Raw genomic sequence first — 21,011 nt, 5'->3', positions numbered from 1 at the left:
TGAGGTCGTACGGAGATCTGACGCCAGGTGCCGCACGGCTCACCCGCGCACCCGGGAACGGTGCGTCACGCTGCAGGGCAGGGAGGCGAACCCGCGCTGGTGGGGGGAGTGCACCCGGCGGGCACCGGCCGTGTCGAGCTCGTAGTCCTCCACCAGGAGCCCGATCTCGTCCAGCGCGATCTCCATCTCGAGGTTGGCGAGCGCCGAACCGAGGCAGTGGTGCGGGCCCAGACCATAACTGATCATCTTCCGGGTGTCGCGGTCGAGGTCGTAGCGGTCCGGATCCGGAAAGGCCCGCTCGTCGCGGTTGGCCGACGCGGGCAGCAGGGCCACGCGGGCCCCCACCGGCAGCGTGGTGCCGTGCACGGTCGTCTCGGCGGTGACGAGGCGCGCGGTCATCTGGCTCGCAGAGTCGTAGCGCAGCGTCTCGCTGTACCAGTCGGCGGCGCGGCCGTCCAGGCCCTTGCGCCGGGCCTCGGGGTGGAGCCAGCCCTGGTACCAGGCGTTGCCGATCGTCTTGCCCGTGGACTCGTTGCCGGCGCCGATCATGACGAACAGGAAACCGACGATCTGCGAGTCGGACAGCCGGGCCCCGTCGACCTCCGCCGCGATCATGACGGAGGTCAGGTCGTCCCCGGGGTGGCGGCGCAGGTCGTCGACGAGCGCGGCCAGGTAGGCGGCGAGGCGCAGGGCCGCGGCCACCGAGTTCGGGCCGCGCTCGGCCAGCCCGTCCTCACGCTGGTTCATCTGGTCGGTGTCGGCGCGGATCTGGTCCCAGTCCGCCTGCGGGACGCCGAGCATCTCGCACAGGACGTCGTTGGGCAGCGCGGCGGCGTAGTCCGCGGCGAAGTCGAAGCGGGTCAGGTCCCGCAGCGGCTCCAGCCGCTCGCGGGCCAGCTCCCGGATCCGGGGCTCCAGAGCGGCGATCCGGCGTGGCGTGAACACGCTGGACACCAGGCCGCGGTGCACTCCGTGCGAAGGCGGGTCCATGGCCAGGAAGAAGCTGGTCTTCTGCGCGTGCGCACCCCACAGCTCCGGCTCCAGCGAGATGCCGTGGCGGTTGGAGAACCGCCCCGGATCGCGCAGCGCGGCCTGGACGTCGGCATGTCGCGACAGTGCCCAGAAGTCACGCTCGTCGTTGCGGTACAGCGGTGCGTGATCGCGCATCCAGGCGTAGACGGGATAGGGATCCTCGTGCACGCGATAGTCGAACGGATCATATTTCACCGCAACTCCCGGTACGCCTCTGCCAGCAGCCGGGCTCCGGTCTCGACGGTCCTGTACGGCCGCGCCAGGGACAGACGGATGTAGCGAAGTCCCTCCTCGGGGTCGGCCCAGTGGAAGGGTGCGCACGGCAGCACGTGGACGCCCTTGGCCAGCATGGCCTTGTGCAGCAGCGAGGAGTCGGGGCCGTCGGCGGGCAGCCCGACCCGCGCGACGCTGATCTGCGAGGCGGGGTCGCTCAGCCGCAGCCCCACCGGCTCGATGGCCCGCGCGACCGCCGCCCGGTTGCGCTCCACCAGTTCCCTGGCGCGCTCGTAGCCGCCGTCGCCCCAGTCGACGGCCAGTTCCCTGACCAGCTGGAGCACGACCGGCGAGGCGGCGAGCAGCGACTCGGAGAAGGCTCGCATGATGGGCAGGGTCGTCCGCTCGCTGTAGGCCAGCAGCCCGATCTTGAGTTCGTGGGTGGGCCAGAGCTTTCCGGTGTCCTCGATGACGATCCAGTCCGCGCCGGCCGCGTCGAGCACCGCGTACGTGTCGTACTGCGCCTCGCGCACCTGGCCGCGGAAGCTGGCGTCGATGATGATCGTCTGCCCGTGCCGTACGGCGTGCTCGGCGAGCGAGCGCAGGTGTCCCTGGGGGGTGATCAGACCCGTCGGGTTGTTCGGGTGGGTCACCACGATGGCGCCGACCGGCGGTCCCGGCCAGTCCTGGTTCAGCAGCGCCTCCTCCGACAACGGCACCAGCGACAGACCGCGGGTGACCATGAGGTCGGCGATGTTGTCGAAGGTGGGATGCAGCACCGCGACGGTGGTACCGGCCGGCAGGGCCCTGGCCACGATGTCGGTGGCCAGGGTCGAGGAGTAGCAGCTGAGGATCCTGCCGGTGCCCACCGGCGCGCTGTGCTGGCCGATCGTCCGCAGGAAGACCTCGTGCGCCTCACGCTCGAGGTCGGGGAAGGGGCGGCGGACGGCCTCGGTGAACATCTCGGGGATGCGGGCGACGACGGCGGCCTGTTTCTCGGTGAGAACCAGCCGCGCGTGGCCGTCGGTCAGGTTGAGGCCGCCGTCGAGGTCGGTCAGCGCGTCGACTTCAAGGATGGTCAGGTTGGCGAGCTGGCTCATGGGGAAACCGTAGGCTCGGGGGCCGATCCGCTACCTGTCCCATCTACTGGGGACCGCCCCGCCGTCCGGATCGCCGCCGCCACCGCTCGCAGCGGGCTGGTCAGGAGGTCGGCGACGGCCGGCCTGGTCTCGAACCGCTCCTCGCACGCCTCCAGGAGCCGGAAGGCCCGGACCGAGTCCCCGCCCAGGCGGGTGAAGGTGTCGAGCACGCTGACCGCTCCCACCTCCAGGACCCGGCCGTAGATCTCGGCCAGGGCGGCCTCCGTCTCGTCGGCCGGTGGCACGATCTCGCGGGCCTGCGGACGTGACGGGAGGCCGAGGAGGGCATCCCGGTCGATCTTGCCGTTGACCGTCGCGGGGATGCGGGGGACCGCCACGGCGCGTGCGGGCACCATGTGGCCGGGCAGTGTCGCGGCCGCGTGGGCCAGGATCGCCTCGGTGTCGAGCTCCGCCTCGTGGGGGACGACGAAGGCGAGGAGCCGGAGCGGTTCGCCGTGTGCGACGACCGCGCAGTCGGCGACCGCAGGATGCGCGGCGAGCACCGCCTCGACCTCCCCCGGCTCCACCCGCAGTCCCCGGATCTTGATCTGCCGGTCGATCCGGCCCAGGTGCTCCACCACGCCGTCGTCCCTTTGGCGGCAGAGGTCGCCGGTGCGGTAGAGCCTCGATCCCGGCGGCCCGAAGGGGTCGGCGACGAAGCGCTCCGCGGTACGTCCCGGTGCCCGCCAGTAGGCCAGGGCCAGGCCGGGGTCGCCGCCGATGTAGGCCTCGCCCGGCGTCCCGGCGGGCACGGGTTCGAGGTCCTCGTCCAGGACGAGCAGCCGGAAGTTCGCGGCCGGACGGCCCAGCGGGACGGGCTTGCCCGGGGCGTGGGGAAGGACCATGTCGGTGACGTTGCCCGCCTCCGTGGGCCCGTAGCAGTTCACCAGGGTCGCCCCCGGCAGCGTGGTGTGGAACGTGTCGCGGATCCGGGGCGTGACCGGCTCGCCGCCGCAGAAGGCCCAGCGCAGGGCCGTGGCGTGAGCGGGCCGCACCTCCTCCAGGAAGGGGGCCATCATGGTGGGTGGCAGGAACAGGGCCGACACCGCGTGTTCCTCGACCAGCCGGGCCAGATGGCGCGGGTCCTGGTGGCCGCCGGGACGGCAGACCACCAGCCGTCCTCCGTGGTAGAACGGCCAGAAGATCTCCCAGACGGAGACGTCGAAGCCGGGGGAGGTCTTGAAGACGGCCGTGTCCCCCGGCCGGAACGGGTAGCGGGACTGCATCCACTCCAGGTGCGTGAGCGCTCCGTCCACGGGGTAGGCGACGCCCTTGGGCAGGCCTGTCGTCCCCGAGGTGTAGAGGATGTGCAGCAGGTCGGCGGGAGAGCCTTCCACCGCCGGGTTGCCCGCGGGCTGAGACGCCCAGTGCGCGCGGTCGGCCCGCAGGTCGTGGACGCTCCAGGGGCCCTGGGGGATCCGGCCGCGGCAGGCCGCGTCGGTCATGACGTGCAGCGGCCCGGCGTCCTGCAGCATGTAGGCCAGCCGCGCGTCCGGCAGGTCGGCGTCGAGGGGCACGTAGGCGGCACCGGTCTTGACCGCGGCGTGGATCGCGACGATCTGCTCGACGCTCCGCTCCAGGCAGATGCCGATGCGGGTGCCCCGGCCCGCTCCGCGCTCGATCAGAAAGCGCGCGATCCGGTTGGCCTCCTCGTTCAGCTCCCGGTAGGTGAGGGTGAGGCCGTCCTCGTCCAGCACGGCGACGGCGTCCGGAGTGCGCTCGGCCTGCTCCTCCACGGGCCGGGTCAGCGGCCGGTGGAGGAACGAGGGCAGGTCGAGGGGGGCGTCGGGGCGGCGGGCCGCGCCGGCCAGAAGGCGGGTGTAGGTCCGTGCCCAGCTCTCGGCGCCGGTCGCGGTCTCGACGTACAGGCGCAGGCCGTCATCGGACAGCAGGACGGTCACGTCCGCGGGTACGGCCGACCGGGTGGTGTCGCGGCCGGCGTCCATCCGGGCCACGGCGGCCCTGAGGCTGAGGGCGGGATCCACCGGCCCCGCCGTGAGCGGCACGATCTCCTCCAGATCACCGCGGATCACCCGGACGCCGCGGGGGGGCGTGAGCCGGTCCGCCAGCACCGCCGCGCAGACGATGAAGGGGGCGAGATCGTCCGTGCCGGCGCTCCTGGCCAGGCCGTCGAGCGCGTTGACGGTGTCGGGTGCGATGGCGATGGGCCCGACACACTTCTGCGGGGAATTCTGGCTGTTGATCAAGGTTGCTCCTCACCTCTGTCGCGACTAGTGAAGGAAGACGTCGTCGGCGGTTTCAAGGGAGGCGCCTGTCCCACATTTATTGGACAAAGGGCCTAAACCGGGCACGTGTGGCCAGTTCCGGTGACTCCAGAACCCTCGCCGACGTCTGTAGCTTCGTTGCGGAAGCCGCAGATGCCACCTGAGGAGCCTCGCTTGGCTGTGTCCTTCGCCTTCGAAGCCGTCCGGGAGCGAGCCAGGACCGACGGCGAGGCCTGCGCGCTCGATGACCTGGCGGACGGTTCCACGCTGAGTTACGCCGCACTGATCGGCCGGGTGGAGGAGACGGCCGACCGGCTCCGGAGCGTCGGCGTGGGAGCCGAGCAACCGGTCGCGGTCCTGCTGGGACGCTCGGCCGAGACGGTCGTCGCCATGCTGGCGGTGCTGGCCGCGGGCGGCACCTACTGCCCGATCGACCCCGCCCTGCCGCTCGCCCGCATGGAGGCGCTGACCCGCGAGCTCGAGGCCCTCGTGACGATCTCGCGTGAAGGGCTCACCTGCTCCGGAGGCCGGGCCACGCCCGCCGCGAAGCCGTTCTCACCGGACGCCCCGGCCTACGTGCTGCACACCTCGGGCTCGACCGGCGTGCCCAAGGGGGTCGCCATGCCGTACCGCGGGCTGGACCGGCTGATCCGCTGGCAGATCGCCGACGGCGAGCCCGGCCTGCGCACGCTGCACCTCACCGCGACCTCCTTCGACGTGACCTTCCAGGAGGTGCTCTCCACGCTCGCGACCGGCGGCCGCCTGGTCATCGCCCCCGAGGAGACCCGCCGGGACTCACGCGCGCTCCTGGACACCATCGTGAACCGGCGGATCCAGCGGTTGTTCCTGCCCTACGTCGCCCTGCAGCTGCTGGCCGAGACCTCCGCCCGGACCGGGGTGGTACCGGACTGTCTGCGGCACGTCGTCACGGCCGGGGAACGCCTGCTGATCACGCCGGCGATCCGGGACTTCTTCACCGCGCTCGGCGACTGCCGCCTCGACAACCACTTCGGGCCGACGGAGGCGCACCTGGTGACCAGCCTGACGTTGCGCGGCGACCCCGGGTCCTGGCCGGCGCTTCCCGCGATCGGCACACCGGTGGACGGCGTGGCCTGCCGGGTCCTCGACGACCGGCTGGAGGCCGTGCCCGACGGCGAGGTCGGCGAGCTGTACGTCGCGGGGGACTGCCTGGCCCGCGGCTACCACCGGGCACCGGTGGCCACGGCGGAACGGTTCGTCGCCTCCCCGTGGGGGAGTGAGCGTCTGTACCGCACCGGTGACCTCGTGCGCCGCTCCGCCGACGGGACCTACCACTTCGCCGGCCGCTCCGATGACCAGCTCAAGATCCGTGGATTCCGGGTCGAACCCGGCGAGGTGGAACACGCCCTGGTCGGCCACCCCCGCGTGGTGACCGCGGCGGTCGGGCTCCGGGAGGTACTGGGCGGCATCCCGGTGCTGGTCGCCTATGTCCAGACCGCGGGCCCGCTGTCGCCGCGTGAGGTCACCGACCACGTCCGGGGACTGCTGCCGGAGTACATGATCCCCTCGCGGGTCGTGACCGTCGAGTCCATGCCGCGCACGACGTCCGGGAAGATCGACAGAGCCGCGCTGGCGGAACTGCCGCTGCCCGAACTCGCGGCCGGGCCGGCGCAGGACCTCTCCGGGCTCATCACCGACCTGTGGGTCCGGGTCCTGGGCCACGACGACTTCGCCGCCGACGACGACTTCTTCGACGTCGGCGGCGACTCTTTGCTGGCCACCTGGGTGGTCGCCGAGCTGGGCCAGGCGATCGGCCGCCCGGTCGAGCTCTCCGTCCTGCTGGACGCCAGCACGGTCGAGGACCTCGCCGCCGCACTGGGTGCCGACGGCCCGGTCACGGCCGTGGAACGGCACCCCACCCGGATCGTCACGGTACGGCAGGGCCCCAGCGCGCGCAGTCTCTACCTGGTGCACCCCCTCGGTGGCGAACTGCTCGGCTACCGGGAGCTCGCCCGCGCCTCGCAGGCTCCGGTGCGCATGCTCGGCATCGGCTGGAGCGGAAAACCACCGGCGTTCGGGCTCTCCCTGTCCGAGATCGCCGAGACGCACGTCGAGCAGCTCCGCACGGTCCAGCCCGACGGGCCCTACCTGCTGGCCGGGTGGTCCTTCGGCGGCGTCCTCGCCTACGAGATCGCGCAGCAGCTCACCGCCGCCGGCGCCGTCGTCGATTTCCTCGGCCTGCTGGACGCCAATCCGGTCATCGACCCCATCACCGGCCTGCCCATCGCCCGAACGCCGTTCCTGAGCCTGCTCGACGAGGTCGTGGCCAGGCTGGACGACGGAGCCGGCGCCGAGCTGGAGGAGCTGACCTCGGGCGAGACCTGGATCCAGCTGATGGGGACGTCCATCGCCGAGGGGGCCTCCGGCGACCATCTGCGTGCCACCCTCGACACCGCGAGGGCGTGCATGGCCGCGGCGGCGGCCTACCGGCCGCGACCCTATGCCGGTCCCGTCCACCTGTTCCAGGCGTCCGGCTTCCAGGAGTCGGGCACGGATGCCCCACGGCAGGCGCGGGCGGCCGAGGCGCTGCGCGACCTGTGCACCGGCCCCTTCACCGTCGTCCCCGTGCCGGGTGACCACTGGGGGATCATGCGCGCCGAACACGTCAGTCAGACGGCCAAGGAGCTGGACGCCGCGTTGGAACGCCAGGGGAGTGCACACAATGAATCTTGAAGCCGACCGCGCCGCCTTCGCGGAGCAGGGCTACATCGGGCCCTTCACGCTCTGGGAGCCGGAGGAGATGAAGGCGTGGTGGAAGGTCCAGCGCAAGGCGCTGCTGGACCCGGAGAACAACGCGCGCAAGGCCTTCGACAACCCGGTCAACTACGACAGGCATCTCGACATCCCGGGGCTGAGCTCGCTCATCACCGAGCCGGCGATCGTCCGGCGGATGCAGGCGCTCATCGGCTCGGACATCCTCTGCTGGCGCACCGAGTTCTTCCCCAAGAACCCCGGCGACACCGGCACCGGCTGGCACCAGGTCGAGACCTACGCCATCGGCGAGGCGAGCAAGGGGATGCTGGAGGCGACCGACCGCGCTCCCGGAAAGCCCATGGAGCTGACCGCGTGGGTGGCCTTCACCGAGGCGACCAGGGAGAACGGCTGCATGAAGGTCATCCCGGGCAGCCACAGGGAATGGCGCTACGACGAGACCGCGTCGATGAAGTGGAACGGCGCGGCCAGGGACAACTCCTTCTTCGGCTACAACTACAACGACATCAAGATCGACAAGGACTGGGACCCGGACCAGCAGAACGTCCGCCACCTGGAGATGCGGCCCGGCCAGTTCATCATCTTCACCGCCCGTTGCATTCACGGGTCGAATCCCAACACCAGCAACCGCCAGCGCATGGGATTCGCCATCCGCACCGTCCCCACCCACGTCCGCGTCTACGGCGGCATGACGGAGTTCGAGGAGTTCGGCCACCGGTTCGAGCTCGACCGGCACGGCTGCGTGCTGGTCGCCGGCGAGGACGAGCACGGGCTCAACCGGGTGCTCGGCGAGAACCTCTGGGGCGAGCCGTTCACCCCGCTCGACCGGCTGGAAAGGACGGTCTGATGCGCACGCAGTACGTGAACACCCTCACGCTGGACGAGGCCCGGCTCGCCAAGGACCTGGAACAGGCCCTGACGTTCAAGTTCTCCGAGGCCTACAGCAACTATCTCATCGGCGGCCCGTGGAAGAGCGCCATGCTCTGGGCCACCGGCGGCGACGAGGGCGACGGCCTGCTCACCAACTACCACTACGACCAGCGCTCGACCTTCACCGAGTACGGCCGGCAGCTGCCGTACATCCAGGAGATCATCACGTCCGTGGCCAACACCGCCAGGCTGAACTTCGTCCGGCTGGCGGTGTTCTCCAAGAGCGTCATCGTCCCGCACCGCGACTACATCGAGCTGGCCGAGATCCCGGAGGACTCGCGCTCGGCCCACCGGCTGCACATTCCGCTCGCCACCCACGAGGACTGCTACTTCAGCGAGGACAACGTGGTCTACCGGATGCGGGCCGGGGAGGTGTGGCACTTCGACGCCTCGCAGATCCACTCGGTGGCCTCCTTCTCGGGAGAGCCACGGATCCATCTCATCTTCGACTTCGCGGACCGGCCCCAGGACGGGCCGATCCTGGCCGTTCCCGACGAGGGAAACGGGACGATCGACGCCTCCCGGGTCGTCCACCGGCCGCCGCTTCCCGACGCAGAGCGCTCGTCCCTGAAACGGTTGTCGCAGGTACTGACCATGGACACCTTCAACGAGGTCTTCGGCATCGTCGTCAAGACGCATTTCCGGCGCGACGGAGGAGCCGGCTTCGTCTGGGACACCATGATCGGCCTCGCTCGCGACAGCGCGGACCCCGCCGTCCTCACGCACGCCACGGAACTGCGTCAGTACTTCACATTGGATCGACCCTCAGGAAGCGGGCAAGCATGACTGCGACACTGTCCCTCAATGACCAGCTCGCCGAAAGCGCCGTCTACCAGGCCTTCCGCGACCACCGGTTCTTCGCGGCCGTGGACACGGCGGACCTGACCGAAGAACAGGCCGCCGTCCTCATCGAGCAGTGGTGGCACCCGCTGCACTACTTCCCGACGTTCCTGGCCCGTTGCGTGGCGGTCCTGCCCGACATCGCCTCCAAGAGCGCCATCACGCGGATCCTCAACCAGGAGGCCGGCGGCGGCCGCGTCGAGCGGGCCCACGAGGTGATCTACGCCGACTCGATGGCCAAGTGCGGTTTCGACCGGGAACGGGTCACCGGCACCGAGCCGTTCGAGGAGACCGCCGCCCTGGTCGAGGGCTACCGCCGGGCCTCGGAGGAGCGGGAGAGCGCCATCGGCTTCATCTTCGCCACCGAGACCACCGACCTGCTCATGGTGTCGAGCATCGGCAAGGCCATCGAGCGGGCCACCGGTGTCACCGACAACGAGTGGGTCGCCATACACGTCGAGCAGGAGCCGGACCACGTGGAGGAGGCGAACCACACACTGATGGCGGACTACACCCCCGAACAGGCCAGGGCGGTCTTCGAGGCGGCCGACGAGATGTGGCGGCTGTGGACGCGCTTCTTCGACCGGCTCTCGACGCAGACCGGTCTCGGAGCGTGAGCCGTGCAGGACGTTCGCGCCACGTATCTTCGCTTCCCGTCATGGACGCAGCATTTCTGGACCTGGCAGACCGGTAAGGCGCTGCCCGGACAGCAGCCGTTGCTGCGTCATACATGGGCCTCGTACCTGGCCGTGACCCTGACGCTGTTCCTGGCCGGTCTTGCGGTCTCGACCGCCGCCGTGGCCACGATGCCCGCCTACTGGATCGCCGCCCTGGTGGCCGGCTGGGTCCTCACGCTGGCCGGGGCCCGCATGATGGTCCTGGTCATCGCGCACCAGGCGCTGCACCGGCGGTTCTCGGGCCGGGCGGCCGGCGACCGGTTCTGGGGCGAGGCCGTCACGGTCCTGAGCGTCTTCCACACCTTCGGCGACTTCAAGGAGGAACACTTCGACAACCACCACCGGCGCGAGGTCTTCGCGACCGAGGTGGACCCGCCGGTGCAGTTCCTCGCCGCCCTGGGATTCCTGCCGGGGATGTCCCGGGCCCGGCTCTGGCGGCGCGCGTGGACGGTCTTCCTCTCGCCGGTCTTCTACTGGAAGGGATTCGCCGGCCGGATCGCCAGCAACCTGCGGGGCGGCCACCTGCGGCGGGTGGTCTTCGCGATCTGGTTCGGCTGGTGGCTGTCGCTGCCGTTCTGGTTCCCCAACGGCCTGCTGGTGCTGCTGCTCGCGTTCGTCCTCCCCGTCATCGCGTTCGCCCAGCTGAGCGCGTTGCTGGACCGGCTCGGCGAACACGAGTGGCTGGCGCCGCGCAAGGCCGAGTACGGCCACCGCTTCTACACCGCGGCCAACACCTCCGCCCGTTTCTGCGGCGGTCCCGTGCCGGCCAAGGGAGACGGGCCGTGGGCGTGGGTCCGCTGGATCGCGCTGACCCTCTTCTACCACCTGCCGTCGCGGCTCCTCGTGGTCGTGGGCGACCTGCCCAACCACGACTACCACCACCGCTATCCCACCACGCAGGAGTGGACCATCGCGGCCTACGCGCGGCAGCGGGACATCGACAACGGACCGGAAGGCCCGCCGTACCAGGAGGTGTGGGGGATGGGCCAGGCCATCGACCGCGTCTTCCGCACCTGGGAGGAGCTCCCCGCGCATGCGGTTCCACGTGGTTGACACCTTCGCCGATGAGAGCTTCGCCGGGAACCCGGCCGCGGTCGTGGTCGCGGAGGCGTTCCCGGCCGAGGAGGCGATGCAGGGGAAGGCGCATCGGATCGGCCTGCCGACGACGGCCTTCGTGGTCCCGGCCGCCGCGCCGGACGAGTACCGGGTGCGCTGGTTCACCCCGTACAAGGAGATCAATCTCTGCGGCCACGCCACCATCGCCAGCGCCCGCCACCTGTTCGACCGGGACAGCGGCGTCAAACGGCTCACCTTCGTCTCCGACAACGGCGTCCTGCGCGCCGAGCGCGACGGCGACCTGGTGGCCATCGAGCTGCAGGCGGTACCACCGGTGCCGTGTGAGCCGCCCGCCGGGCTGCTGGAGGCGCTGGGGACCACCGCGGTACGCTGCGCGGTCTCCAGCGACGACATCCTGGTCGAGGTGGACTCGGTGCAGGCCGTGTCCGCCGTCCGGCCCGACTTCGCGGCGCTGGCCACCCAGCCGTTCCGCGGTCACATCGTGACCGCGCGAGCCTCGTCCGATGTGGACTTCGTGTCGCGGACCTTCTTCCCGGCCCTCGGCGTGAACGAGGACCAGGTGTGCGTCACCGCGCACTGCAAGCTCGCGCCGTACTGGGCGGAAAGACTGGGCCGTACCCGGCTCACCGCGCTGCAGCTGTCCCAGCGCGGCGGACGTCTGGAGATGACACTGGCCGGCGACCGCGTGCGCGTGCTCGGCACGGCGGTGCCCCGGTAACGGCGTGTCCGCCTCCATCCCGTTTCGCAACCCCTCCAAGGAGACCGTGGCGTGAACCCGTTCGACAATCCCGATGGTGGCTTCCTGGTGCTGGTCAACGACGAGGAACAGCACTCGCTCTGGCCGGGCCACCTCACCGTGCCCGCGGGCTGGCGCGTGGTCCACGGTGAGGACTCCCGCGAGGCGTGCCTGGAATACGTGGAGCGCACCTGGACCGATCTGCGTCCGCTGAGCGCGCGCTGACATGACGCTCTGGCTGGAACGTGAGCCCTCGCCCTACGCGGCCGGACGGGTGTTCTGCCTCCCGCACGCGGGATGCGGCACCAGCGTGTTCGGTGCCTGGCCACAGGAGCGGAACTCCACGGAGTTCCTGCCGGTCGAGCTGCCGGGCAGGCTGAGCCGCTTCGACAACCCGATGCCCGACACGTTCCAGGAGCTGGCCGACGCCATGATCGACGGTCTGTGGCCGTACCTGGACGTGCCCTTCGCCTTGTTCGGGCACTGCTGGTCGGCCTACGCGGCGTACGAGGTCGCCGTCCGGCTGGAGCGGACCGGGCGGCCTCCGGCGTCCCTGTTCGTCTCCTCGCAGCTGGCACCGCAGGACGGGCCGGTGGGGCGGATGCTCACCATGAGCGACGCCGAGCTGCGGGCGGAGCTGGAGGAGTCCATCCGGGAGCAGGGCAACACGCCGCACCCCGAGCTGGTCGCCATCTATCTCAAGATCCTCCGCACGGACGTCGAGGTGAGCCGGCGCTATCTGGTGCCGGATCCCGTACGGCTCGCGTGCCCGATCACCGCCATCGGATGGAGCGAGGACACCGAGGTGAGGCCCGAGGAGATGAAGGGGTGGGCCGAATGCGGCGACACCGCCTTCCTGGTCCTCCCCGGGTGGCACCACCGGTTCCAGGACGCTCCGGACGAGCTCCTGGAGACCCTGCAGGCCGGTTCGAAAAGGGAGTAGGGCATGGGCGACGTCGAGGACATCTACGAACTCTCACCGCTCCAGCAGGGCATGCTGCTGCACAGCACGCATGACGGCGCCGCCGACATGTACCTCAGCCAGCACATGTACGAGGTGGAGGGGCCGCTCGACCACCAGGCCCTGGAACGGACCTGGCAGGCCGTCCTGCAGGCCCATCCCTCGCTGCGCACGTCCTTCCACTGGGAAGGGCTCGACAAGCCCCTTCAGGTCGTCCACCGGGACGTGACGCTGCCCGTGCACCGGCACGACTGGACGGGGATGGATCCCGCAGGGCAGCGTGAACGGCTCGAACGGCTGCACGCCGAGGACCGGGCGGCCGGGTTCGATCTGACGGCCGCGCCGCTGCAGCGCCTGCACGTGGTCCGGCTCGGGGAGGACCGGCACAGCCTGACGTGGACCTACCACCACCTTCTGCTGGACGGCTGGTCGGTGGCGGTCGTCATGACCGAGGTCATGGCCCGGTTCGGCGGCGGTCCCACCCCGCCGGACCCGCCGCCCTACCGCGACTACATCGCCTGGCTGCAGCGACAGGACCCGGAGGCGACCAGGGACTTCTGGACGCGCACGCTCGCCGGCGTCACGCCCAGCCGCCTGGCCGTGCTGCGGCCGTGGGATCCGCGGCGCGGCACCGGGGACGTCAGCCGCCGGACGGTGGACCTGCCCGAGCGGCTCGGCAGGGGGCTGAGGGAGGCGGCGGCCCGTCACCGCGTCACGTTCGGCACGCTGGTGCAGGGGGCGTGGGCGGTGGTGCTGCGGCGCTACACCGGCCGGTCCGACGTGATCTTCGGCTCCACCAGCTCCGGCAGGCCCGCCGAGCTGCCCCAGGTCGAGCGGATGGTCGGGCTGTTCGCCAACACGCTGCCGGTGCGGGTGAGCGTTCCCGACGACGGCGACGTGGGCGAATGGCTACGCGACATCCAGGATCGTTACGCGCAGATGCGCCGGTACGAGTACACGCCGCTGGCCGACATCAAGGCATGGGCGGGTACGCCGGGCCGGGCGCTCTTCGAGAGCCTGGTCGTCCTGGAGAACGCCGCCCTGGCGGTCGGCCCCGCGGGTGCCGGACGAGCGGGGGCACCCGCGTTCCGCCGGGACGCCCTGTACGACAAGATCAGTTTCCCGTTGACGCTGACGGTCGCGCCGCAGCCGGTCTCCGAACTGCAGGTCCTGATCCACCGCGAACGCTTCGACGAGGGTTTCGTCGACGACGTCCTGGCGCGCCTGTACGCCGTCTTCGAGACGATGGCGAGCGCCGACCGTCTCTCGTCCGTGGTCACGGCGGCCGGTCCCGACGCCGTCACGCCGGTCGCCCCCGTCGTCTCCGCGGTGGAGACCGAGCCGCTCAGCGCGCAGGCCGCACGGCTGGAGGAGAAGGTCGCGGAGGTCTTCGGCGAGGTCCTCGGCACGACGGACGTCGATCCCACCGCGAGCTTCTTCGACCTGGGGGGCGACTCCTTCGCCGCGGTCCGGGTGGTCAGCCGCATCGACGGGGCGAGTGTCGGAATGCTCGCGACCCATCCCAGCGTCCGGAGACTGGCCCAGGCACTCCTCGACTCCGGCGGGCCGGACAAGGGGCCGGACACGGGACCGGACGACGAGCTGGACAAAGAGATCACCGAACTGGAACGCCGGCTGGCCGGCAAACGCGCCAGGCGGGCGGCGCTGGACACCGGTCCCGTCCCGGTGCCTCGCGACGGCGCGCTGGCCTGCACCTTCCAGCAGGAGGCCGTCTGGTTCATGAACCAGTACGACCCCGCCTCGACCGTGTACCACATCCCGTTCCCGTTGCGGATCCGCGGCCGCCTGGACGTCGGGGTGCTGGAACGGGCCCTGCACGGCCTCGTGACGCGGCACGAGGCGCTGCGCACCAGGTTCCTGAACCAGGGCGGGCTGCCGCGCCAGGTGATCGACCCGCCGCCGGTCGTGCGCCTGGAACCGATCGACCTTCCCGCAGATCAGGTCGAGCGGTGGGCCGCCGACGAGTGCGCCAGGCCGTTCGACCTGGCGCGGGGACCGGTGTTCCGGTACGCGCTGGCCAGGCTCGCCCCGGACGAGCACGCACTGGTACTGGTCTTCCACCACATCGTGGCCGACGGCTGGTCGGCCGCCGTGCTCGGCGGTGAGCTGTCGGCCCTGTACGCGGGCGGAGGCGAGGCGGACCTGGAACCGCTGCCGATACAACCGGCCGACTACGCCGCCTGGCAGCGCCGCCGGTTGAGCGGGGCCGAGCTGGAACGCCGGCTCGGCTACTGGCGGGAGACCCTGGCCGGGTTGCCCGTCGTGCCCTTTCCCACCGACCGGCCGCGTCCCGACCGGCCCACCGGCGGCGGCGACACCATCGAACGGCAGACGTCCGAAGACCTGAGCGCCGCGGTGCGCGCCTGCGCGCGAGAACACGGGGTCTCCCTGCTGGCGGTGCTGCAGGCCGCGCTGCTGGTCGTGCTGCACCGCTACACCGGGCAGCGCGACCTGCCGATCGGCTCCATCTTCTCGGGCCGGACCCGGGCCGACATCGAGCCCCTGGTCGGATTCTTCGGCAACACCCTGGTCCTGCGGACCTCCCTCGACGGCGACCCCACCTTCGGCGAACTGGTCCGCCGCTGCCACGACACCATCCTGAACGCCACCGCGCACCAGGACGTGCCGTTCAGCCTGGTCGTCGACGCGTTACGGCCGGAGCGGGCCGCCGGACGCAACCCGCTGTTCCAGATCGGCCTGACCCTTCTGCCGCGCGCCATCGGCGAGACCGACCTCGCGCTCGGGGAGGTGAGCATCGAGCCCATCGTCGTTCCCGAGCGCTACGCCCTCTACGACATCTCCGTCGACGTCTCGGACTCGCCCGACGGCACCCTCCCGCTGTCGGTCGAGTACTCCACCGACCTGTTCGAGGCCGACCGGATCGACCGGTTCGCCGGCCACTACCTCACCGCGCTCGGTGAGGCCGTCGCCGCACCCGGTGCCCGCGTCGGCGACATCGAGATCCTGACGGCCGCCGAACGCGACCGAGCGCTGCGGGACACCGACCTGCTGGCGCGGCACCCGGCCGAAGGCGAGGTGGCCCTGGTCGACGGCGACGGCACCCGGTGGACGCACCGGCAGCTCGACGCGGCCGCCGGCCGGCTCGCCAACCGGATGCGGCGGACCGGCACCGGCTCCGGCGACCGGGTCGCCCTCTGCCTGCCACCCGGCGCGGACCTCGTCACCGCCCTGCTGGCCGTCTGGAAGGTGGGAGGGCAGGCCGTCCAGGTCGCCCCGGGGGAGCCGGCGCCCGGCCTGGTCCTGACCCACGCCGAACATGCCGGGAGCTTCGCCTCCGCGCTCGCGCTGGACACCGAGCGGGTCTCGCTCGCCGTCGAGCCGGCCGGGGCACCCCTCCCGGCGGCAGGTGCGGCCGAGGTGCCCCACCTGCCGCCGGTCACCGAGACCGAACGCTGGCTCGCCGCCACGGTGGCCGACCTGCTCGGCGCGGAGCAGGCCGGTGTCGGCGGCGACCTCTTCGGCCTGGGCGGCAGCTCGCTCCACGCCACCCGGCTCATCGCCCGCATCGACGACGCCTTCGGCGTCCAGGTGCCGGTCCGCGACCTGTTCGCCAACCCGTCGCTGCGAGAGCTCGCCGCCAGAATCGAGGAGGACGCGCATGGAGTGCCGCACTGAGCGGTCGGACACCTACAGTGTGTCGATCGAGGCCCCGCCGGAGTTCGTCTGGCGGGTCGTGTCCGATGTCGAGGGCTGGCCACGGTTCTCACCCTTCGCCCTCGCCGTCGAACGGACGTCGGAGACGACCTACGACGTCACCGGCCCGCAGGGCCCCGTCGTGCTCTCCAGCCTTTTCCACCGGGAGCTGCTCCTGCTGGACCACAAGGTGATCCTCCCGGACGGCACCGAGGTCCTCATCCCCTATCGGGTCACCGCCAACCACCGGGGGAGTGAGCTGATCATGACGAACGTGAAGTCGCCGGGTGACTCCGCCGAGGAGTACGCCGAGCAACTCGAGTGGATGCGGGCCGAGCTGGACGGGGCCAAGAAACATGTGGAGGAGCTGTACCGTGCATGAACTCACGTTGACGCCGCAGGACCGGGCGCAGCTCGCGCCGCTGCTCGCCGAGATCGCCGAGGCGTACGACACCATCGAGGACACCGGGCTGATCCGGAGGGCCAGGGTGCTGGCCAGGTCCCTGCCGACACCTCTGGTGGAGTTCCTGGAGGAGTTCCGGCTCGGCGAGCCCTCCGCCCTGTGCGTGCTGTCCGGCCTGGCGATGGACGAGGAGCTGCTCGGCCCCACCCCCGAGCACTGGCGCGACAGCCAGTACGGCTCGCCGGCCTTCACCCAGGAGGTCTTCTTCCTGCTGTGCGCGTCCGTCCTGGGCGACGTCTTCGGCTGGGCCACCCAGCAGGACGGCCGGATCATGCACGACGTGCTCCCGATCAAGGGACACGAGAACTACGAGATCGGCTCCAACAGCCTGCAACACCTCTCCTGGCACACCGAGGACGCCTTTCACCCGTGCCGCGGCGACTACGTGGCGCTCATGTGCCTGAAGAATCCGGACGCGGTGGAGACGACCGTCTGTGACGCCGGTGACCTCGACTGGTCCTCGCTCGACGTCGCGGCGTTGTTCGAGCCGGAGTTCACCCAGATGCCGGACAACTCCCACCAGCCGCAGAACGCCCGGCGGTCCACCGGGGATCCGGTGGTGGACCGGCTCCGGATCCGCAGCTTCGAGCTCATCCAGTCCTGGAACGACGACCCGGTCAAGCGGCCGATCCTCTTCGGCGACAGCCTCGACCCCTACATGGCGCTCGATCCCTACCACATGAAGACCGAGGGCTGGCCGGATCGTTCGCTGCGCGCGTTCGAAGCCCTGTGCGCGCAGATCGAGGCCAGGACGCGGAGCGTGAGCCTGCGGCCGGGAGATGTGGTGTTCATCGACAACTTCCGCGCCGTGCACGGCCGTAAGTCGTTCCGGCCGCGTTACGACGGTTCGGACCGGTGGCTCAAGCGGCTCAACATCACCCGCAACCTCCGCGGTTCACGCGGGTGGCGGCCGGCGGCCGACCACCGCGTCATCTACTGAGCGGACCCGCTCAGAGCCCGGTGGTCCACCTTGCCCGACGGTGACAACGGCAGCGTGGCCAGCCGCTCGAACCTGGTGGGCACCATGTGGGAGGGCAGGACCCGGGCACACTCGGCCCGGGCCCGCCCGAGGTCGAACGCGTCGCCGGCCGCGACGTAGGCCACCAGCAGCTCGCCCACGGCGTCGTCGGTCTCCAGCAGCACCGCCGCGTCCCGCACGCCGGCGCAGGCGCGCAGGACGACCTCGATCTCCGGCAGCTCGATGCGCATCCCGCGCAGCTTCACCTGGCGGTCGATCCGGCTCAGGTACTGCAGCTCCCCGCCGGGCACCCGCCGGGCCAGGTCGCCCGAGCGGTAGTGGCGTACCCCGTCCACCACGACGAAGCGTTCGGCGGTCAGCTCGTCGCGGCCCAGGTAGCCCGCGGCCACACCGGCTCCGGACACCCAGATCTCCCCCGCCTCGCCGTCCGGCACCTCGGACCCGTCCGGGTCGCGCAGCGTGATGCCCAGGTTGGGCAGGGGCCTGCCGATCGGTGAGGGGTTGGCGCCGTGCAGGGTGGCCGGGTCGAGCTCCTTGAAGGTCGCGTGCACGGTCGTCTCGGTGATGCCGTACATGTTGACCGCGACGGGTCCGGCGCCGGGTGGCAGTCCCGCCAGGAAACGCGCGGTGCCCTCCAGGTCGACGGCGTCACCGCCGAAGATGAGGTAACGGAGCGGCAGAGGCGGGCGTCCCTCGTCCTCGTGCGCCTCGGCCAGCATGCGGAAGACCGAGGGGACCTGGTTCAGCACGGTGACCCGCTCCCGGATCAGCAGGCCGATGAGTTCGCCCGGGTCGAGGGAGGCGTCCTCGTCCACCACGACCACCGTGCCGCCGGTGGCCAGCGCACCCCACATCTCCCACACCGACAGGTCGAAGTTGACCGAGTGGAACAGGGCCCACCGGTCGTCCGGGCCGATGTCGAAGAGCGGCAGCGCGGCCTCCAGCAGGCTCAGCACGTTGCCGTGGGTCACGACGCAGCCCTTGGGCCGCCCGGTGGAGCCGGAAGTGTAGATCACGTACGCCGTGTCGTCCGTGTGCAGGGTTGGTGGGACGACCGCGGGCGGGTGGCCCCAGACCGGCACGGAGTCGCCCACGACATGGGAGATACGGCACTCCTCGGTCATGAGACGCAGGCGTCCGGCCGGGTAGCGCGGGTCGAGCGGCACGTAGGCCGCCCCGGCCAGCATGACGCCGAGCACGGCCACCGCGACGTCGACGGATCGGGCCACGCGCACGCCGACGAGTTCACCCCTGCCCACACCGCGGCGTCCGAGCTCGGCCGCCAGGCTTCCGGCCGCGTCGGCCAGCTCGCGGTACGACAGGGTCCGCGGGCCGCAGGTGACCGCCGGCCTCTCCGGGTGCTCGGCGCAGGTCGCCAGGAACAGGGCGGGCAACGATGTCATGGCATGACGCTTTCGGTGAGGATCTCCAGGTACTCGGCCAGCAGGCCGCGGACGGTGGCCACGGTGAACAGGTCGGTGTTGTACTCCAGCAGCACCGCGATCCGCTCCGGCGCGTCCGGCCCCGACACCAGGCCCAGACGCTGCCCGGCGTGCGGGATGACCACCACGTTCAGGTCGAACTTCGAGGAGCGGTTGTGGGCGTTCAGCACCTCGACGTCGAGGCCGGGAACCACCAGGGACGGCATCGGCGTGTCGAGGAAGTTGAACATCACCTGGAAGAGCGGGGTGTGGCTGAGGCTGCGCGGGGGACGCAGGCTCTCCACCAGCTTCTCGAACGGCATGTCCTGGTGGGCGTAGGCCTCCAGGCAGACCTCCCGCACCTGCTCCAGCACCTCGGGAAAGCTCGTGCGGCCGGAGAGGTCGACGCGCAGCAGGACCGTGTTGATGATCATTCCGAGCAGGTTCTCCAGTTCGGGGCGCTGCCGGTTGGCGATGCCGCTGCCCACCACGATGTCCTCCTGCCCGCTGCGTTCGCGCAGCAGCACGGCGAAGGCCGCGAGCATCACCATGAACAGGGTGGCGTCGTGGTCCCGGCCGTACTCGCGCAGTCGCCGGGCGAGCGGCCCCTCGATGAAGAGGGTCTCCTCCCCGCCGCGTGAGCCCAGTACCTCGGGGCGGGGCCGGTCGCCGGGTACCGACAGCAGCGTCGGCGCGCCGCGCAGCCGTGCCCGCCAGAAGTCGGTCAGGGACCGCAGCCGCTCGCCCTGGAAGGTCCGCCGCTGCCAGGCGGCGAAGTCGGCGTACTGGACGGGCAGCTCGGGCAGGCAGGGCGGCCGGCCGCCGGCATGGGCCTGGTAGAGCTCCAGGAAGTCGCGCAGGAACACTCCCTGGGCCCACCCGTCGTGGACCATGTGGTGCTCCACCACGACCAGGACGTGGTCATCGGCCGCCAGGCGGACCAGCGTGACCCGCAGCAGGGGACCCTTCGCCAGGTCGAAGGGCTCCTGCCCGGCCGCGAGGATGAACTCATGGAGCAGGCCCTCGTCGCCGTCGACGACGGTCAGCGGGATTCCGCGCGGCTCGCCGATCTCCTGGAAGGGTTCGCCGTCGATCTCGGGGAAGGTCGTCCGCAGGATCTCGTGACGGACCTCCAGATCGTCCAGGGTCCTGGCGATCGCCGCCACGTCGAGCCGGCCCCGCAGGCGCAGGGCACGCGGCACGTTGTAGGTGGTGCTCTCCGGTTCGAGCTGCTGCAGGAACCAGATCCGCTCCTGGACGAACGACAACGGCAGCGGCCGGTCCCGCGGCGCGGGGGGCACCCGCCGGGACAGGGCCTGCGGCGCGTGGCGAAGCCGGTCCGCCAGCTCGGCCAGGACGGGGGTCTCGAACACCGCCCGGAGCGGCAGGTCGAGACCGAGGACGTCGCTCACCCGCGCCAGCATCTTGGTCGCGGACAGGGAGTGTCCCCCCACCGCGAAGAAGTCGTCGGTCCTGGCGATCTCCTCCACGTCGAGCACCTCACGCCAGATCTCCGCCAGCGCACGCTCCTGCGGCGTGCGGAACGGCTCCTGGACGCCCGGCCGCGACACCGGCGGCCGGGGCAGCGCGCCGAGATCCGTCTTGCCGTTGAGGGTTCGCGGCAATGCGGGCAGCGGCACGTACCGGGCCGGGACCATGTAGCCGGGCAGGACGGCGTGCAGCGCCGCCCGCAGCTCGTCGGCCACGCACGTCTCCGGCACCACGTAGGCGAGCAGGGACCGTCCGTCCCGTACCACGGCGGCGTCGGTGACGCCGTCCAGTTCGCGCAGCGCCGCCTCGACCTCGCCCGGCTCCACGCGGTAACCGCTCAGCTTGATCTGCCGGTCGGAGCGGGCCACGAAGACCAGCGTGCCGTCGGACCGGTGCCGCAC

Annotated in this window: 16 protein-coding genes; 11 read left to right on the top strand and 5 right to left on the bottom strand. The window is 71.1% G+C overall.

What is annotated here, in order from left to right; all coding sequences use genetic code 11:
- Positions 1–39 precede the first annotated feature (39 nt).
- From ABD832_RS02310 to ABD832_RS02300, 3 genes are read right to left on the bottom strand one after another with little or no spacing between them, the layout of a single operon-like run.
- On the bottom strand, positions 40–1,227 hold the full coding sequence (locus ABD832_RS02310; RefSeq protein WP_344887446.1) for a cytochrome P450: 1,188 nt from the start codon (positions 1,225–1,227) through the stop codon (positions 40–42).
- Positions 1,224–2,345, bottom strand: a complete 1,122-nt coding sequence (locus tag ABD832_RS02305) for an aminotransferase class I/II-fold pyridoxal phosphate-dependent enzyme (RefSeq protein ID WP_344887444.1) — start codon at positions 2,343–2,345, stop codon at positions 1,224–1,226. The genes ABD832_RS02310 and ABD832_RS02305 overlap by 4 nt, the downstream gene beginning before the upstream one ends.
- Positions 2,342–4,591 (bottom strand): non-ribosomal peptide synthetase, encoded by a 2,250-nt coding sequence (locus tag ABD832_RS02300; protein WP_344887442.1) that lies wholly within the window; start codon positions 4,589–4,591, stop codon positions 2,342–2,344. Before ABD832_RS02300 ends, ABD832_RS02305 begins: the two co-directional genes overlap by 4 nt.
- Positions 4,592–4,789: 198 nt before the next feature.
- Here ABD832_RS02300 and ABD832_RS02295 point away from each other — a divergent pair, with 198 nt between their 5' ends.
- Genes ABD832_RS02295 through vioC form a run of 11 tightly spaced genes read left to right on the top strand, consistent with a single transcriptional unit; the run spans position 4,790 to position 17,659 of the window.
- Positions 4,790–7,321, top strand: a complete 2,532-nt coding sequence (locus ABD832_RS02295; RefSeq protein ID WP_344887576.1) for an amino acid adenylation domain-containing protein — start codon at positions 4,790–4,792, stop codon at positions 7,319–7,321.
- Positions 7,311–8,207, top strand: a complete 897-nt coding sequence (locus ABD832_RS02290) for a chlorinating enzyme (RefSeq protein ID WP_344887440.1) — start codon at positions 7,311–7,313, stop codon at positions 8,205–8,207. Before ABD832_RS02295 ends, ABD832_RS02290 begins: the two co-directional genes overlap by 11 nt.
- Positions 8,207–9,076 (top strand): aspartyl/asparaginyl beta-hydroxylase domain-containing protein, encoded by an 870-nt coding sequence (locus ABD832_RS02285; protein ID WP_344887438.1) that lies wholly within the window; start codon positions 8,207–8,209, stop codon positions 9,074–9,076. Before ABD832_RS02290 ends, ABD832_RS02285 begins: the two co-directional genes overlap by 1 nt.
- A complete protein-coding gene (locus tag ABD832_RS02280; RefSeq protein WP_344887436.1) occupies positions 9,073–9,747 on the top strand; it encodes an iron-containing redox enzyme family protein in 675 nt (224 codons plus the stop codon). Before ABD832_RS02285 ends, ABD832_RS02280 begins: the two co-directional genes overlap by 4 nt.
- 3 nt (positions 9,748–9,750) lie before the next feature.
- Positions 9,751–10,860 (top strand): fatty acid desaturase, encoded by a 1,110-nt coding sequence (locus tag ABD832_RS02275; RefSeq protein WP_344887434.1) that lies wholly within the window; start codon positions 9,751–9,753, stop codon positions 10,858–10,860.
- Positions 10,841–11,602, top strand: coding sequence for a PhzF family phenazine biosynthesis protein (locus ABD832_RS02270; protein ID WP_344887432.1), 762 nt, complete (start codon positions 10,841–10,843; stop codon positions 11,600–11,602). Before ABD832_RS02275 ends, ABD832_RS02270 begins: the two co-directional genes overlap by 20 nt.
- Before the next feature lie 51 nt (positions 11,603–11,653).
- Positions 11,654–11,845 (top strand): MbtH family protein, encoded by a 192-nt coding sequence (locus ABD832_RS02265; RefSeq protein WP_344887430.1) that lies wholly within the window; start codon positions 11,654–11,656, stop codon positions 11,843–11,845.
- Position 11,846: 1 nt separating this feature from the next.
- Positions 11,847–12,563: a thioesterase II family protein gene (locus ABD832_RS02260; RefSeq protein WP_344887428.1), complete on the top strand. Its 717-nt coding sequence runs from the start codon at positions 11,847–11,849 to the stop codon at positions 12,561–12,563.
- Positions 12,564–12,566: 3 nt separating this feature from the next.
- On the top strand, positions 12,567–16,238 hold the full coding sequence (locus ABD832_RS02255; RefSeq protein ID WP_344887426.1) for a condensation domain-containing protein: 3,672 nt from the start codon (positions 12,567–12,569) through the stop codon (positions 16,236–16,238).
- On the top strand, positions 16,222–16,638 hold the full coding sequence (locus tag ABD832_RS02250; RefSeq protein WP_344887425.1) for an SRPBCC family protein: 417 nt from the start codon (positions 16,222–16,224) through the stop codon (positions 16,636–16,638). Before ABD832_RS02255 ends, ABD832_RS02250 begins: the two co-directional genes overlap by 17 nt.
- Positions 16,631–17,659, top strand: coding sequence for an arginine beta-hydroxylase, Fe(II)/alpha-ketoglutarate-dependent (gene vioC, locus ABD832_RS02245; RefSeq protein WP_344887423.1), 1,029 nt, complete (start codon positions 16,631–16,633; stop codon positions 17,657–17,659). The genes ABD832_RS02250 and vioC overlap by 8 nt, the downstream gene beginning before the upstream one ends.
- Here the strand turns inward: vioC and ABD832_RS02240 are convergent.
- Together ABD832_RS02240 and ABD832_RS02235 are read right to left on the bottom strand one after the other, a co-directional pair.
- Complete coding sequence (locus ABD832_RS02240) at positions 17,653–19,101, bottom strand: amino acid adenylation domain-containing protein (protein WP_344887421.1); 1,449 nt, start codon at positions 19,099–19,101, stop codon at positions 17,653–17,655. The genes vioC and ABD832_RS02240 overlap by 7 nt on opposite strands.
- Positions 19,098–21,011: a condensation domain-containing protein gene (locus ABD832_RS02235; protein ID WP_344887419.1), complete on the bottom strand. Its 1,914-nt coding sequence runs from the start codon at positions 21,009–21,011 to the stop codon at positions 19,098–19,100. Before ABD832_RS02235 ends, ABD832_RS02240 begins: the two co-directional genes overlap by 4 nt.

The sequence above is a fragment of the Streptosporangium longisporum genome, assembly GCF_039534895.1.
Lineage (GTDB): Bacteria > Actinomycetota > Actinomycetes > Streptosporangiales > Streptosporangiaceae > Streptosporangium > Streptosporangium longisporum.
The sequence above is the reverse complement of the archived record's forward strand: the minus strand, read 5'-3'. Positions and strand labels throughout refer to the sequence as shown.